Below are 13,898 nucleotides of genomic sequence, written 5' to 3'. Positions count from 1 at the left end.
ATGTCGCTGCTGACCCAGGAGAGCACCCGCGCCACCCAGGCGTACGCCGCGCTCCACGCCGTCGTCGACCCCGAGCTCGACGAGCCCATCACCGCTCTCGGTTTCGTCCGGTCTCTGGCCGTCTCCTCGACCGCACCTGTCCGGGTCGAGGTCCACCTGCGGCTGCCGACGTCGTTCTGCTCGCCCAACTTCGCCTACCTGATGGCGAGCGACGCCAAGGACGCGCTGACCGCGCTGCCGTGGACCGACCAGGTGGTCGTCGAGCTCGACGACCACCACGACTCCGACCTGATCAACGCCGGCCTGGCGGCAGATGCCGGCTATCTCGGCACGTTCCGCCACGAGGCCGAGTCGTCCCTGGACGAGCTGCGGGCCACGTTCCACCGCAAGGCCCACACGGCGGCCCTCGAGCGTTGCCTGACCCGGCTGTTGAGGGGCCAGCCGGACCTGGCCGAGGACGCCGTGGGCGAGGTGCGGCTCGGGGACCTGCCCGACGACGAGTTCACCGCCTCGCTCCGGCGGCGCCGGGCGGTCCTCGGGCTGCCCGACCTGCCGGAGGCGTACGTCCTGGTCGACCACGACGACGAGCGACCCGGCGACATCCCGCTGGCGCTGCGGAGGGCGCGTTCGACCCGGATCTCGATCGACGGGAACGCGCACTTCTGCCGTGGCCTGCTGGCGACGCGCTACGGCGAGGAGGTCACCTCGCCCGCCTTCGTACCTCTGACCGACCTGCACCGAGAAGGAGCATCATCATGAGCACCATGCGAGCCGTCCAGGTGGTCGGCTACCACCAGCCGCTGGCGATGACCGAGGTCCCGGCCCCGGAGCCGACCGGACCGTTCGACGTCGTGGTCAGGATCGGCGGTGCCGGCGTGTGCCGCACCGACCTGCACATCCTGGAGGGGCAGTGGGAGGAGAAGTCCGGCGTCGCGCTGCCCTACACGATCGGCCACGAGAACGCCGGGTGGGTGCACGCGGTCGGTGACGCCGTCACCCACGTCGCCGAGGGCGACAAGGTGATCCTGCACCCGCTGATCACCTGCGGGCTGTGCCGGGCCTGCCGCTCGGGCGACGACGTGCACTGCGAGCTCAACCAGTTCCCCGGCATCGACACCGACGGCGGCTACGCGGAGTACCTGAAGACCTCCGCGCGCTCGGTGGTGAAGATCGACGACTCCCTGGAGCCGGCCGACGTGGCCGCCCTGGCCGACGCCGGCCTGACCGCCTACCACGCCGCGGCCAAGGCCGCCCGGCGGCTGACCCCGCGCGACCGGTGCGTGGTCATCGGTGCCGGCGGGCTCGGACACATCGGCATCCAGGTCCTCAAGGCGCTCAGCCCCGCCGAGCTGATCGTCGTCGACCGCAACCCGGAGGCCGTGAAGCTGGCCCTGTCGATCGGAGCTGATCACGGCGTCGTCGCCGACGGGACCCAGGTCGACCAGGTGCTGGACCTCACCGACGGCCACGGCGCCGAGGTCCTCGTCGACTTCGTCGGCGAGGGCGGCGCGACCGCCGAAGGGGTCCGGATGCTCCGCCGGGCGGGTGACTACCACGTCGTCGGCTACGGCGAGAACATCGACGTGCCGACCATCGACATCATCTCGGCCGAGATCAACTTCATCGGCAACCTGGTGGGTTCCTACAACGACCTGTGCGACCTGATGGCGCTCGCCGCCCGCGGGGCCGTCACGCTGCACACGCAGAAGTACGCCCTCGACGACTTCCAGACCGCCATCTCCGACCTCGACGCCGGCCGGGTCCGCGGCCGCGCGATCCTGGTTCCCTGAGGAGGTGACGACATGAAGAAGCTCCTCGGAATCGGCATCTCGGTCGGAGTGCTCGCGGGCATCTGGACCCAGGTGAGCATCGAGCTCGCGCTCATCACCTGGGTCGGGTTCGTGGCCTGGGCCTGCTACTTCGCCGCGGGAGGCGGCCGCGAAGGCTTCCTGAAAGGTCTCGCGGCCAACTTCGCCGGCGCACTGTGGGGCTACGGCGCGAGCCTGGTCCTGACGTACGCCACCTTCCCCGGCGCGGTGGCCCTGGCGGTCACGGTCGTCGCGTTCATCCTCTGCCTGCAGGCGGCCGTGGATCTGCTGTCCTTCATCCCCGGTGCCTTCGCCGGGACCGCGGTGCTGTTCGGCACCTCGTTCGACCTCGGCGGCACGCTCGTCGCGCTGGTGGTCGGGGCCGGCCTCGGGTGGCTCTCGGACGTCGCCGGGCGGCGGATCCAGGCCTCGATCGAACGACCCGCACAACCGATCCCCGCCACATCTAGGAGCACCCGATGATCTTCATCGCCGCCCGTTTCCGCATCAAGCCGGAGTACGCCGAGGACTGGCCGGCCATCTCCGGCCCGTTCACCGAGGCCACCCGGGCCGAGCCCGGCAACCTCTGGTTCGACTGGGCCCGCAGCCTCGATGACCCGAACGAGTACTTCCTGCTCGAGGCCTTCGCCGACGACGACGCCGGTGCCGCCCACGTCACCTCGGCCCACTTCAAGCAGGCCCAGGCCGACCTTCCGCGCCATCTCGCCGAGACGCCGCGGATCGTCAACACCAACGTCCCGGGACAGGAGTGGTCCGAGCTCGGCGAGCTCGCGGTCACCGGCTGAACCACTGATCCCGCTTGACCTGGGGTGACTCCAGGTCAAGCGGGATCTTGACGTCATCCGCGCGCCGCGGTGCGCCGCCCCAGGTAGGCGAGGCAGGCGACGGCGAGCGCGACGCCCCAGAGCGGCCAGAGCATCTCCGGCGCCCATGCGCCCCAGTCAGAAGTGGCTCCGGGGACCGTCCAGAGGTCGTCCGCGATCGCCATCCGCCAGAAGGAGATCCCGGCCGACGTCACCGTGCCGGCGACCAGGATCCCTGGCACGAGGGCCATCGCGACCGGGACCGGACGCCCGCCGATACGGGGCACCCAGCTCCAGAACACCTCGCCCCAGCGCGCCACCAAACCCCAGGTCAGAACCGCCCCGACCACGGCGAAGGCCGCGAGCCCGAAGCCGGCCCACCTCCCCTCGCCGAGGTCCTCCAGCATCTCGCCGCTGATCCCGAGCGGGATGTCCAGCGCCCAGGCGATCCGGGTCACGGCGTAGAGAAGAGGTACGACGACCGCGACCGCCACCGCAGGACGCCCCCAGCGTGCCCAGCGGCCCCAGTCCAGACGCCCGCCAGGCTCAGTCTGCCCGAGCAGGGAGACACCGGCGACGACCATGGCCAGCCCGCCGGCTGCATGCGCCAGAGCCACACCGGAGTCGACGAAGAGACCCCACTCGAGCTGTCCGGCACCCGGGCCGAGCCCGAACATCGCGAGCAGGACTTGAGGCAGATAGCCGAGGAACATCAGCGCGCGGACGTCGGAGACGACCACGGCGACGACGAGCCCGAGAACGATCAGGAGCCACCCTGTCGCTCTCGTCGTACGCGGTGTCCGCACCTTCGCGACTGCGACCCCGGCGACCAGGGCGAGGAGCGCCAGCACCGCGATCACCCAGGACATCTGGGTGCCGCTCAGAGCACCGAGCGGCGACGCCGCATCGGGGACCCACGGGTCCGGCGCCCTGCCCAGCAGGGCGAGCCCCGCCAGGGCGCCGAAGACGAGGGCCCAGGCGCCAGCCACCCAGGGCGCAGCGCGCAGCACGACGGAGCGCTGCTGCGTACGTTCCGTACGTTCCATCAGGGCGCTCATCAGGCCACGCTCCTGGCCATGTCCCAGCGCTGCCCGACCGTACGCAGCAGGGCCGGATAGACGATGGCGTGGCGGAACGGCTTGATGAGGGCCAGGTAGGCCCCGCCGAACCGCCCGTTGGGCCGCACCAGCACGCTCATCTGCGCGCTGAAACCGTCGGGCGCGCTCTCGTCATCGACCCACCCGAGGTGGAGGACACCGTGCATCGTGCGGTTGGCGATCTCGGCGGCGTACTCCCGATCCGTCAGATAGAGAGGCTGGAACGGGCTGTCGTCGCGCTCGGGCGCGGGGTGGTCCCGGAGATCGGAGGGCAGCCGGTCGCGCAGCGAGGCGACGCGGTGGCCGAGGCCGTGCTCGACCTTGTCGGTGCCGAGCAGCCGGCCGAGCGTCCACCGGGCCGCGAAGAGGAAGCGGTACGCCGCCGGGAAGTCGTGGTCGTCGCCGGCCAGCACCGCTTCGACGAAGCGCGGGAAGTCGTCGGCTCCGCCGTGGACCGGCAGGGCCCAGACGTCCTCGAGCTCGAAGTCGTGGGTGATCTCGTGGATGCGCCAGGACTGGCGCGAGTAGGCGCCCGACGGTATCGGGCCCGTCCGGATCGGGCTGAGTCTGATGGGTGCGTGTGTGGTCATGCCTCCACACTGGTCCGCGCCCGGCGGCGGTGCGTCGCCCTCAGGTCGCGGGCCTCTCAGCCTCTGGGATGAGACTCAGCTCCGGGGACCCACGAGCCCGGTCTCGTACGCCAGCACGACCGCCTGCACCCGGTCGCGCAGGCCGAGCTTGGCGAGCACGTGGCCGACATGCGTCTTCACCGTCGCCTCGGAGAGGTGCACGCGGCGGGCGATCTCGGCGTTGCTGTCGCCGGTGGCGAGCTCGAGCAGCATGTCGAGCTCGCGGGGCGTGAGGGTGGCACGGATGTCGGCGACGCGATCGTTGTCGGCGGCCGGCGCGGTTGCGACGTGCTCCAGCAGCCGGCGCGTGGTGGAGGGCGCAACCACCGCGTGACCTGCGTGAACGGTGCGGATCGCTTCGACGATCTCTTCGGCCCGGGCGTCCTTGAGGAGGAAGCCGCTGGCGCCGGCCCGGATCGCCGGGAACGCGTAGTCGTCGAGGTCGAACGTGGTCAGCGCGACCACGCGCGTCGCCGGCAGCTCACCCGTGATCGCCGCCGTCGCCTGGATCCCGTCGAGGCGGGGCATCCGCAGATCCATGAGGACGACGTCGACCCGCTTCGTACGCACCAGGGCGAGCGCCTCATGACCGTCGGCCGCCTCCCCGGCGAGCTCGAGGTCGGGCTGGCTCTCCACCATCATCCGGAGCGCCGAGCGCATCAGCTCCTGGTCGTCGACGATCGCGACACGGATCGGGATCTCGCTCATAGCGGCATCATGGCGCGCACGCGCCAGCCCTCGTCGCTCGGCCCGGCCTCGAGGGTGCCACCCACCGCGATCACCCGTTCGCGCATCCCGCGCAGGCCGCGGCCGGGCGGGCGCTGGCTGCCCACTCCGTCGTCGCTGACCTCGACGGTCAGCCGGCGTCCGGCACGGGTCACCGACACCGTCGCGACGGCTCCTGAACCTGCGTGGCGGGTGACGTTGGTGAGCGCCTCCTGCACGACGCGATAGGCGGTCAGCCCGACGGCCGGAGCGACCTGACCCGGCTCGTCCACCTCGAGCCGGACCGTCAGCCCTGCCGCACGCATCCGCTCGACGAGCCCTTCGACGTCGGCCAGCCCCGGTTGCGGCTCGGTCGAGGCGATGTATCGAGCTTGTCGAGATGACTCGCCACCCAGCACGCCGAGCAGCCCGCGCATCTCCACGAGGGCCTCGCGGCCGGTGGTCGCGATGGTGTCGAGGATGCCCGAGGCCCGCTCCGGCTGCTGTCCGACGACCATCCGGCCGGCCTCGGCGTGGCTGACCACGACCGCGAGCGAGTGCGCGACCACGTCGTGCATCTCGCGCGCGATGCGCTGCCGCTCCTCGGCGGCGGCCCGGTCGGCGAGCTGGTCGATCCAGGCCGCCCGGGTCGCCCGAAACCTGCCGAGCGCCCACGCCGCCACCGTCGCCCCGATCGTCGCGGTGGCCACCATCAGCCACCACGTCCACCCCTCCAGGCCCGTGCCCTCGAACCCCGACAGGCGTACGACGGCAACCAGACATCCCACCAGCCCGATGCCGAGCGCGACCCCTGGCCAGGGGCGCCGGTCCTGCGCACTCATCGCGTAGAGCAGCACGAAGAAGCACAGGCTGCTCGGCAGCAGCACGGGTCCGTAGTCGCTTCCCGCCGCGGCGGCCGTCGGCCCACTCAGGTCGGGGGCGGCGACCAGGACCAGCTCGGCCAGCGCCCCGACGGCGAACGACGGCAGCGGCCAGCGCCGGGCGGTGGCCACCGCGGCATGAAGAGCCACCAGCGCCACCAGGAGCGCGATCTCCCACGCCGTGCCGACCTCACCGTCGACCACCGAGGTCCACCCGACCGGCAGCAGCACCAGCGCGAGCGCCCCGGCCAACGCCACCTGACCGACGTCCCCGAGCCAGCGGGGTCCGGGAGCGGCAGCCACGGTCATGCGCTCACCCTAGGACCAGGCCGTCGTGGCAGCCACGGAAATCATCCGGCAGCGAACCGCACCCGGTTCCGCTGTCTCCCCAGATCCAGCCTGCCGTCGTCGGTGGACACGGTCGCCTCGACGAGGTTCCCGTCCTGGAGATAGCGCCGGTTGCCCGCCTGCCTCCGGAAGAACAGCCTCCACTTGACGGCGGCCGGGAGCAGCGAACCGACGATCTCGATCGGCTTCGGCGGCGCCGAGAGGGCGGTCCCGACGGGCGTACCGGTGAGGACGAGGTCGCCGGGAGCGAGATCCTGGAAGCGGGCGAGGGACCGGAGCGCCTCGAGCGGCTGGTAGATCATGTCGTCCCCGACGCGCATGTCCTGGCGCAGCTCTCCGTCGACCCAGAGGCGAAGCCGGAGGTCGTCGAAGCGGGCGAGCTCGTCCTCGTCGAGCAGCACGAGCGCGGGGCCGACCGGGGTGAAGCTCGGATAGGACTTCGCCTCGTAGAACTGGGTCTGCGGGAGCTGGACGTCGCGGGCGGAGACGTCGTCGGTGACGACGAGCCCGGCGATGAACGAGCGATGGTTCTCCGGCGTGATCTCGGTGCCGACAGCTATCGGTCGCCCGATGACGAGGCCGATCTCCACCTCGTAGTCGAGCAGGGTCACATGAGGCGGGCGGACGATGTCCGCCGCGGGGCCGCAGACCGAGGCCGAGGACTTCCGGAAGAACGTCAGCGGCACGGTCGCCGGGTCGATGCCGGCGTCCTTCGCATGGGACCGGAAGTTGGTCATCTGGGCGACGACCCGGCAGGGCGTGGTGACCGGGGACAGCAGGTCGAGCTCTTCGACCGGCACCGTGCCGGTGGCCGAGGCGGCGGCGACGATCTCGCTCCGCGACGACAGCAGCTCGGCCGTGGTCGTGGCCTCGGTGTCGATCCGGGCGGCACCCCGCGGGGTGCTCACCCACCAGGCGTCGGCGGTGCGGAGGACGGAGAGAGGCATGAGTGAGCTCCTCGGTAGGAAGGGGGGGGTCAGGTGCGGGCGACGGCGAGCAGGCCGCGGAGCCGGTGGAGGTCGAAGTCGTTGCGCCGGCCGAGGGCGACGCCGACGGAGGTGAGCTCATGGAGGGAGTCCAGGCGCCGGGGCGAGACGCCCAGGAAGTCGAGGGAAGCGGGCGGCCCCCACTGGGCGAGCCCGGACGCGGTCATCTCCGACCAACCCGTCTCGAGCGTGGCGTCGAACTGGTCGCCGTCGGTGAAGTGCTCGACGAGGAAGCCGTCGGGATCGCGCCAGTAGTCGAAGATCTGGCTGCCCTCGACGTGGCGCCCGATACCCCAGGAGCGGTCGTATCCCCGGTCCAGCAGGTACTCCCCACCGGCGGCGAGCGCATCGAGGTCGCTGACCTGGTACGCCGAGTGCACGTAGCGGTTCCGGGGCCCGAGCGTCATCGCGAGCGTGTGGTGGTCCGCCGGGAGCGGGCCGAGGTCGCACCGGACGAAGCTCATCACCGGGCCGCGCTCCCGTTGCCCGGCGTAGAACTTGAAGTCGCTGACGATCATGCCGAGGTGCTCGAGATACCAGTCGAGGGTCTCGCGGTATCTCGTCGTCTGCAGCACGACGTGTCCGAGCCGCTGCACCCGTGCGGGCTCGCGGAGCGGGCGTTGTGCCTCGTTCGTACGCGGCGTCGCCGATCCGGCGTTCACCGTCAGCGGCACCTGCGGTTGCGACGCCGGGAGCGGGTGGGTCCCCGAGACCACCCGGACGCGCACCCCGCTCGGGTCGACCAGATCGGTCGTCATCCCGCCGAGGTGGTCGGGCAGGGGACGTACGCCGGCACCGGTGGCCTCGGCGAGGCGAAGGAGGTCCGCGGGGTCGGCGGCCTTGAAGGCGGCCCCGAGGAACCTCGAACGCGATCCCTTCCGCACGATCACGGCCGGCGTACCGGGGTCGGTGCCGCGCAGGACCAGCTCCGTCTCCGTCCGGGACACGGTGCTGAACCCGAAGGCGTGCGCGAAGACCTGGGCGCGCCGCAGGTCCGGTTTGGTGAACTCGAGCCAGGCGAGGTCGGTGACCTTGATGACGGGATTCGCCGCGCGTCCGGGGTGCTCCCCGGCGAGGGCCCCGGGCTCGGCGTGCAGGTCGTTGTGGGTGGTCATCGCGGCTCCTCCCCGACCCGGCGGAACAGCGCCTCGGCGTTCCCGCGGTCGATGGCGACCCGGAGGTCGGCGTCGAGGGCCGACTCCTCGTACTCCTGGCGCATGAAGCGCACCGCGGGGGACGGCGCGAACGGGAAGTCGCTGCCGTAGAGCAGCCGGGTCGGGTCGGCGAACGCCGTCAGGCTCGGCAGGGCCGTCGGGCTCGAGGAGAGCGCGATGTCGAAGTAGAACCGGCGCAGCAGGTCGAGGCGGCGCTTCGTCTCGCGTCTGCGGTCGACGAGGGCCTTCGCCTGGGACAGCTTGTGCTCGCCGCGGAGCATCGTCAGCAGGATCCGATGACTGATGTACGGCAGGAAGCCGCCCGCATGGGCCAGGATCCAGGTGATCCCGTCGTACTTCTCAAGAGAACCGTTGAGGACCAGTCCGGACGCGGCCCGCACCGTGTCGAGCAGGAAGTCGGCGGTGAACGAGGGGATGCCCGGCGCCGGCTCCGCCGGCAGCTCTCCGGGGTGCACGAAGACGACGGCGCGCCGCTCGTGCAGGTAGGCGAGGAGCGGCTCGAACCCGGGGTCGTAGACGTAGCGGCCGGCGGCGTTGCTGAGCAGCACGACGCCATCGGCTCCCAGGACGTCGAGAGCATGCTCGGCCTCGGCGATCGCGCCCTCGACGTCGGGCAGCGTGAGGGTGGCGAAGAAGCCGAAGCGCGGCCGGTTGTCGTCGACGACTCCGGCGCAGAACTCGTTGAGCCGGCGCGCCAGATGGCGGCCCTGCCGGTCGTCGCCGAGCCAGGCTCCAGGCGTGGAGACGGACAGGATGCTGGTCGCGATGCCGTTGCGATCCATCACTCGCAGTGACCTGTCCGGCGTCCAGTCAGGTACGGCCACTCCCCCGGGACGCAGCCCACGCTCCTCGAGGAGACGGCGATAGAACGTGGGGACGGCGTGGTGATGCACGTCGACCCGGCCGGGACGTCGTCCCATCAGATCACCTCGGCGGGTCGGGCGAGGACGCTCTCCTCGGCCAGGCCGAGCTGCTGCCGCAGGGCCGCGGTCAGGGCGGAGGCATCACGGCCGGCGCCGAACACGAACTTGTCCGGGCGCAGGACGAGCACGTCGCCGGACCGGATCCGGTGGCGTCCGAGCCAGCGGCCCAGCTCGCCGGTGGTGTCCTCGATATCGACCAGCCCGGCGTGGCGACGGCCGTCGCCCACCGAGCCCTGCGGACGCGCGCCGGGGGCGAACACCGTCGTGAAGGTCGCCCCCACCCGTTCCCACGTGTCGATGTCGTCACCGAGCCGCTCTCGTGGGTCGACCCCGATGCCGACCACGGCCCAGCCGATCCCGACAGCATCGTCGAAGCGGATCGGGCGGCCGTCGTAGCGGCGTACGACCGGCTGGGGCGCGAGCGTTCCCTCGGCGCCCAGCGGACCGCGGGGCATGCCGAGATAGGCGTCGCGGTCGAAGCGGGGCTTCGGCTTCATGCCGGCCCGCTCGATCCAGCCACCCAGCCCGGGAACCCGCAGCGCCGTCCACATCGCGGCATCGCGCGCCTTCGCGCCGACCGGGTGCTTGAGCGAGACCAGCGACTTGTTGAAGACCGAGAGCGCGATCATCGCCTTGGCGTGCGGCTTCCGCTCGGTCTCGTAGGTGTCCAGGATCGCCGGGTCCGCGCCGTGCCGCAGGATCGCCTCGAGCTTCCAGGAGAGGTTGTCGGCGTCGCGAACCCCGGCATTCATCCCCTGACCGATGAACTGGGGCGTCATGTGCGCGGCATCGCCCGCGAGGAGCACCCGGCCCTCGCGCCAGCGGTCCGCGGTGACCGCGTTGAACGTATAGACGAGCTGGCGCCTCACCTCGACCTCGTCCAGGTCGACGTATCTGCCGATGAGCCGACGTACGGTCTCGTCGGACTCGAAGTGCACCGTGTCGTCGGAGTCCTTCAGCGCGAACTCGAACCTGTGGTGGCCGCCGGGCTGCGGGCAGCTCACCGTCGGCATGTCCGGGCTGCACACGAAGTCGAAGTAGGGCAGGTGGCGGAAGGCGTCGCTGTTCCTCCCATCGGTGGCGTCCTTCGCGGCGAGGTCGACGACGAGCCAGCGCTCGGGGTAGCTCTTGCCGGACATCTCGATCCCGAGCTGCGTCCGCACCACGCTGCGCCCGCCGTCGGCCGCGACCAGGTACGCCACCCGCACCGTCTCGGCGGTGCCTTCGTCGACGACGTTCTCGTCCTTGCCGTAGCGGCTCCCGGTCGCGGCGGCGTGCCGGACGGTGACGCCGTCGTCGTCCTGGGTGAAGCCGAGGACCTCGCGGCCGCGGCGTACGTCGACGTCGGGGTAGCGGTCCAGCAGCTTCTCGAGCTTCGTCTCCAGGTAGGGCTGGTAGAGGAAGTTCACGACCGGCCACCACAGCGGCCGCTGGGTCTCGCGGAACTGGACCAGGGTCGTGCCGTCGGACTTCACCCACTGCACGGCCGAGTCCATGTTCATGTCCGCATGGATCTCGTCCGCCACCTCCGCGGTCTGGAAGACGCGCAGCGCCTCGTCGTCGGTGTAGACGGCGCGGGCGTTGCCGTAGAACTCCGGCTCACGCTCGAGCACCAGCACCGACAGACCGCGGCGGCCGAGCAGGTGGGCGAGGGTGAGGCCGGTGGGGCCGAGGCCGACGACGGCGATGTCGTAGGTGTTCATGCAGATGCTCCGCTCAGGGCAGGGACGGTGATCTCGGGATGGCGCAGATGGGCGGCGGCCTGGCGGAGCTGCCCGAGCCTGTCGAGGATGCCGGGGTCGACCGTGTGGTGACCCCAGATGCTGATGCCCTGATGGGTGGCGACCTGCCACGCTTCCTCGAGCTCGGGCGTGATGACGATCGGGTTCCAGCCGACCTCCACCTCGAAGCCCGACGGGCTCACGCAGTAGAACGACAGCTCCCGGTCGTTGGTGTGCTGTCCGATGGACCAGGCCATCTTGAAGCCGAGCTCGCGGACGCGGGTGTACGCGCTCACCATGTCGTCGAGCGTCGCGGCCTGGATGTTGACGTGCTGGCAGCGCGTACGGACCGGCTCGATCTTGAGGCCCTGGACGTTGGCGACCGCGATCGAGTGGTGGCGCTCGTTGACACGCAGGAATCTGATCTTGAGCGTCAGCCCGCCGATGTTCTCGTCGATGTAGTCGGTCAACCGCGAGTCGAAGACCGTGTCGTAGTAGCGGTGGATCGCGAGCGGCTCCCGGGAGGTGATCGCGACGTGGCCCATGCCGCCGTCGCCGGTGACGAACGCCGAGGTCGTCATGCGCAGCGGGCTCGAGGACTCATGGGCGACGGTGAAGATCTCCTGGACGATGCCCTTGGGGCCGGGGAAGCGCCACAGCCGCTCGACTCCTCGCAGCGCGGCTTCCTCCGGGGTGCCCTCGAGGACCGGTACGCCACGGTCCGTCACCCGGGCGATGATGCGGTCGAACGTCTCGTGATCGGTGACGTGCCAGCCGATGGCCATCAGGTCCTCGGCCGGACCACGCCGGATCAGGAAGCGGCACGCGCGCTCGTCGAGGCGGAACCGCATCGTGTCGGCGTCGAGCTCGTCGACGTGCAGGCCGATCGCGTCGGATCCGAAGCTCCGCCACTCCCGGAAGCGCTGCGTCTCGACCACCAGATAGCCGAGCTGAACCTTGCCGAAGACACTCATGAGAGGTACGCCGTCGCCAGCTCGTTGAACAGCTCGGCCCGCTCCCACTGGACCCAGTGCCCGGTGTCGGCCGCCAGGTAGACGTCGCAGGTCGGCAGGGTCGCGGCGAGCAGCCGGGCGCCGGAGGGGCGGTTGACCTTGTCGTCCTGGCCCCAGACCACCAGCGTCTTCGCGCGCACCTGCGCCAGGCGAGGGTCGCGGGTCAGATCCATCCGCCACAGTGTCCGCAGCGCGGACCGGCCGGATGGTCGGCGCAGCGGCGGGTTCGCGACCACCTCCGGCTGGATGCTGGCCTGGTAGCGCAGCTCGATCAGCTCGTCGGGTACGGCGGCGCCGTCGAAGACCAGGTAGTCACGGATGAACGAGGCGAGCTTCTCCCGGCTCGGCCCCTCTCCCCGGTAGTAGTCGAGCAGCGCGTTGAGGCCCTTGGTCGGCAGGGCCCGCGTGGTGCCGATGCCGCCGGGTCCCATCAGGATCAGCCGATCGACCTTGTCGGGCCGGTCCATCGCCAGGCGCAGTGCAGCTGCTCCGCCATAGGAGTTCCCGACGAGGTGTCCCTTCTCGATGTCGAGCTCGTCGAGAAGACCGCCGACGGCCGCCGCGAGGTCGCCGAACGGGTCCTCCTGATCGATCTCCTTCGTCGAGCGGCCATAGCCGGGCATGTCCGGCACGATCACGCGGAAGTGCTGAGCCAGGGCGTCGATGTTCCGCGCGTAGTTCGAGGCGCCCGTCGCGCCGGCGCCGCCACCGTGGAGCAGCACCACGGCGGGCCCTGACCCGGCCTCGGTCACGAAGATGTCGCGCCGTCCGACACGAACGGTGCGCTCGGTCCGGGAGAGGTCGTTCACGGTCGTCATCAGTTCCCCTTCGTTGGATAACTGATGAAATCATCACTATCGATGGTTCTATCTGTCAAGAGTTTCTGATGAGATCATCAGGTACGATCCGAGGCATGACCTCGGAACCGGCGTCGCCGCCGTCTCGGATCGATCGGCGCAAGGAACGCACCCGGAACGCACTCCTCCAGGCCGCGACGACCTTCCTCGCCGACGGCCACCCGAACGTGAGCATCCAGCAGATCACCGACGCCGCCGACGTCGGCTTCGGCAGCTTCTACAACCACTTCGACAGCAAGGAAGCGCTCTTCGAAGCCGCCGTCGCCCGCGTCCTCGAGACCTACGGCACCCTGCTCGAGGACCTCGTCGCGGCGTACGACGATCCGGCCGAGGTCTTCGCGGTCAGCTTCCGGATGACCGGACGCCTCCAGCGGCAGCTGCCCGAGTTCGTACGCGTCATCCTCAACGAGGGCATGCGCGTGCTCATCCACGACCGCGGGCTGGCCCCCAGAGCCCTGCGGGACATCGAGGCGGGCGTCGCCGCCGGGCGGTTCGACATCGAGAACCTCCAGCTCGCCCTCATGACCGCCGGCGGAGCACTCCTCGGCCTGCTCCAGCTGCTCGAGACCGAGCCGGACGCGGACGCCGGAGCCCTCTCCGACCAGATGACCGAACGCCTCCTGCGGGCCTTCGGGATGAGCAAGCAGGAGGCCGCGGACCTGTGCTCGCGGCCGTTACCGCCTCAGCCCGAGCTCTGAGAACGACCGCAGGCCCGCTCCGGTCGGAGCGGGCCTGCGGGTTGTCCCGGCTCAGCCGGGCTGTCGACGCGTCACATGCTGCGCGGACCGGTGGCGTCGTCGCGCTCCTTCGCGGTCATGCTGCGCGACTTCAGCAGACTCAAGATGGTGGTGATGGCCAGAATGCCGATGATCACGCTCAGGGAGACCTCGATGGAGACCTCCGGGGCCCACTCGACATGCTCACCACCATT

General features: G+C 70.7%; 15 protein-coding genes. 5 read left to right on the top strand and 10 right to left on the bottom strand.

Annotation, left to right across the window (positions count from 1 at the left end; translation table 11 throughout):
- The 4 genes from ACFV9G_RS21020 to ACFV9G_RS21005 are packed head-to-tail and all read left to right on the top strand — an operon-like array spanning window position 1 to window position 2,614.
- Complete coding sequence (locus ACFV9G_RS21020) at window positions 1-759, top strand: iron-sulfur cluster assembly protein (protein WP_378729495.1); 759 nt, start codon at window positions 1-3, stop codon at window positions 757-759.
- Window positions 756-1,790, top strand: a complete 1,035-nt coding sequence (locus tag ACFV9G_RS21015) for an NAD(P)-dependent alcohol dehydrogenase (RefSeq protein WP_378729493.1) — start codon at window positions 756-758, stop codon at window positions 1,788-1,790. The genes ACFV9G_RS21020 and ACFV9G_RS21015 overlap by 4 nt, the downstream gene beginning before the upstream one ends.
- A 12-nt stretch (window positions 1,791-1,802) precedes the next feature.
- Window positions 1,803-2,291: a DUF1097 domain-containing protein gene (locus ACFV9G_RS21010; RefSeq protein WP_378729491.1), complete on the top strand. Its 489-nt coding sequence runs from the start codon at window positions 1,803-1,805 to the stop codon at window positions 2,289-2,291.
- Entirely contained in the window at window positions 2,288-2,614 is a 327-nt protein-coding gene (locus ACFV9G_RS21005; RefSeq protein ID WP_355227427.1) for a putative quinol monooxygenase, read from the top strand. Before ACFV9G_RS21010 ends, ACFV9G_RS21005 begins: the two co-directional genes overlap by 4 nt.
- A 53-nt stretch (window positions 2,615-2,667) precedes the next feature.
- Here ACFV9G_RS21005 and ACFV9G_RS21000 read toward each other — a convergent pair whose 3' ends face one another.
- The 10 genes from ACFV9G_RS21000 to ACFV9G_RS20955 all read right to left on the bottom strand — a co-directional run bounded on the left by ACFV9G_RS21000 (window position 2,668) and on the right by ACFV9G_RS20955 (window position 12,928).
- Window positions 2,668-3,690 (bottom strand): hypothetical protein, encoded by a 1,023-nt coding sequence (locus ACFV9G_RS21000; RefSeq protein WP_378729489.1) that lies wholly within the window; start codon window positions 3,688-3,690, stop codon window positions 2,668-2,670.
- A complete protein-coding gene (locus tag ACFV9G_RS20995) occupies window positions 3,690-4,319 on the bottom strand; it encodes a DUF2867 domain-containing protein (protein ID WP_378729487.1) in 630 nt (209 codons plus the stop codon). Before ACFV9G_RS20995 ends, ACFV9G_RS21000 begins: the two co-directional genes overlap by 1 nt.
- Before the next feature lie 75 nt (window positions 4,320-4,394).
- On the bottom strand, window positions 4,395-5,066 hold the full coding sequence (locus ACFV9G_RS20990; protein ID WP_378729485.1) for a response regulator: 672 nt from the start codon (window positions 5,064-5,066) through the stop codon (window positions 4,395-4,397).
- The gene (locus ACFV9G_RS20985) at window positions 5,063-6,253 is read right to left on the bottom strand and encodes a histidine kinase (protein WP_378729483.1); all 1,191 of its coding nucleotides are present in this window, start codon (window positions 6,251-6,253) and stop codon (window positions 5,063-5,065) included. The genes ACFV9G_RS20990 and ACFV9G_RS20985 overlap by 4 nt, the downstream gene beginning before the upstream one ends.
- A 41-nt stretch (window positions 6,254-6,294) precedes the next feature.
- Entirely contained in the window at window positions 6,295-7,239 is a 945-nt protein-coding gene (locus ACFV9G_RS20980) for a fumarylacetoacetate hydrolase family protein (protein ID WP_378729481.1), read from the bottom strand.
- A gap of 29 nt (window positions 7,240-7,268) precedes the next feature.
- Window positions 7,269-8,393, bottom strand: a complete 1,125-nt coding sequence (locus ACFV9G_RS20975) for a VOC family protein (RefSeq protein WP_378729479.1) — start codon at window positions 8,391-8,393, stop codon at window positions 7,269-7,271.
- The gene (locus ACFV9G_RS20970) at window positions 8,390-9,373 is read right to left on the bottom strand and encodes an amidohydrolase family protein (protein ID WP_378729477.1); all 984 of its coding nucleotides are present in this window, start codon (window positions 9,371-9,373) and stop codon (window positions 8,390-8,392) included. Before ACFV9G_RS20970 ends, ACFV9G_RS20975 begins: the two co-directional genes overlap by 4 nt.
- Window positions 9,373-11,079, bottom strand: coding sequence for a bifunctional 3-(3-hydroxy-phenyl)propionate/3-hydroxycinnamic acid hydroxylase (locus ACFV9G_RS20965; protein ID WP_378729475.1), 1,707 nt, complete (start codon window positions 11,077-11,079; stop codon window positions 9,373-9,375). Before ACFV9G_RS20965 ends, ACFV9G_RS20970 begins: the two co-directional genes overlap by 1 nt.
- The gene (locus tag ACFV9G_RS20960) at window positions 11,076-12,071 is read right to left on the bottom strand and encodes a VOC family protein (protein ID WP_378729473.1); all 996 of its coding nucleotides are present in this window, start codon (window positions 12,069-12,071) and stop codon (window positions 11,076-11,078) included. The genes ACFV9G_RS20965 and ACFV9G_RS20960 overlap by 4 nt, the downstream gene beginning before the upstream one ends.
- On the bottom strand, window positions 12,068-12,928 hold the full coding sequence (locus tag ACFV9G_RS20955; protein ID WP_378729471.1) for an alpha/beta fold hydrolase: 861 nt from the start codon (window positions 12,926-12,928) through the stop codon (window positions 12,068-12,070). Before ACFV9G_RS20955 ends, ACFV9G_RS20960 begins: the two co-directional genes overlap by 4 nt.
- A gap of 95 nt (window positions 12,929-13,023) precedes the next feature.
- Between ACFV9G_RS20955 and ACFV9G_RS20950 the strand changes: the two genes are divergently transcribed.
- Window positions 13,024-13,665, top strand: coding sequence for a TetR/AcrR family transcriptional regulator (locus tag ACFV9G_RS20950; protein ID WP_378729469.1), 642 nt, complete (start codon window positions 13,024-13,026; stop codon window positions 13,663-13,665).
- Window positions 13,666-13,898: the final 233 nt, after the last annotated feature.

The organism is Nocardioides sp. NPDC059952 (assembly GCF_042730435.1).
Lineage (GTDB): Bacteria > Actinomycetota > Actinomycetes > Propionibacteriales > Nocardioidaceae > Nocardioides.
The sequence above is the reverse complement of the archived record's forward strand: the minus strand, read 5'-3'. Positions and strand labels throughout refer to the sequence as shown.

Coding starts and splice junctions, on each gene's coding strand:
- ACFV9G_RS21020 (WP_378729495.1), top strand. CDS start 1: ATGTCGCTGCTGACCCAGGAGAGCACCCGCGCCACCCAGGCGTACGCC.
- ACFV9G_RS21015 (WP_378729493.1), top strand. CDS start 756: ATGAGCACCATGCGAGCCGTCCAGGTGGTCGGCTACCACCAGCCGCTG.
- ACFV9G_RS21010 (WP_378729491.1), top strand. CDS start 1,803: ATGAAGAAGCTCCTCGGAATCGGCATCTCGGTCGGAGTGCTCGCGGGC.
- ACFV9G_RS21005 (WP_355227427.1), top strand. CDS start 2,288: ATGATCTTCATCGCCGCCCGTTTCCGCATCAAGCCGGAGTACGCCGAG.
- ACFV9G_RS21000 (WP_378729489.1), bottom strand. CDS start 3,690: ATGAGCGCCCTGATGGAACGTACGGAACGTACGCAGCAGCGCTCCGTC.
- ACFV9G_RS20995 (WP_378729487.1), bottom strand. CDS start 4,319: ATGACCACACACGCACCCATCAGACTCAGCCCGATCCGGACGGGCCCG.
- ACFV9G_RS20990 (WP_378729485.1), bottom strand. CDS start 5,066: ATGAGCGAGATCCCGATCCGTGTCGCGATCGTCGACGACCAGGAGCTG.
- ACFV9G_RS20985 (WP_378729483.1), bottom strand. CDS start 6,253: ATGACCGTGGCTGCCGCTCCCGGACCCCGCTGGCTCGGGGACGTCGGT.
- ACFV9G_RS20980 (WP_378729481.1), bottom strand. CDS start 7,239: ATGCCTCTCTCCGTCCTCCGCACCGCCGACGCCTGGTGGGTGAGCACC.
- ACFV9G_RS20975 (WP_378729479.1), bottom strand. CDS start 8,393: ATGACCACCCACAACGACCTGCACGCCGAGCCCGGGGCCCTCGCCGGG.
- ACFV9G_RS20970 (WP_378729477.1), bottom strand. CDS start 9,373: ATGGGACGACGTCCCGGCCGGGTCGACGTGCATCACCACGCCGTCCCC.
- ACFV9G_RS20965 (WP_378729475.1), bottom strand. CDS start 11,079: ATGAACACCTACGACATCGCCGTCGTCGGCCTCGGCCCCACCGGCCTC.
- ACFV9G_RS20960 (WP_378729473.1), bottom strand. CDS start 12,071: ATGAGTGTCTTCGGCAAGGTTCAGCTCGGCTATCTGGTGGTCGAGACG.
- ACFV9G_RS20955 (WP_378729471.1), bottom strand. CDS start 12,928: ATGACGACCGTGAACGACCTCTCCCGGACCGAGCGCACCGTTCGTGTC.
- ACFV9G_RS20950 (WP_378729469.1), top strand. CDS start 13,024: ATGACCTCGGAACCGGCGTCGCCGCCGTCTCGGATCGATCGGCGCAAG.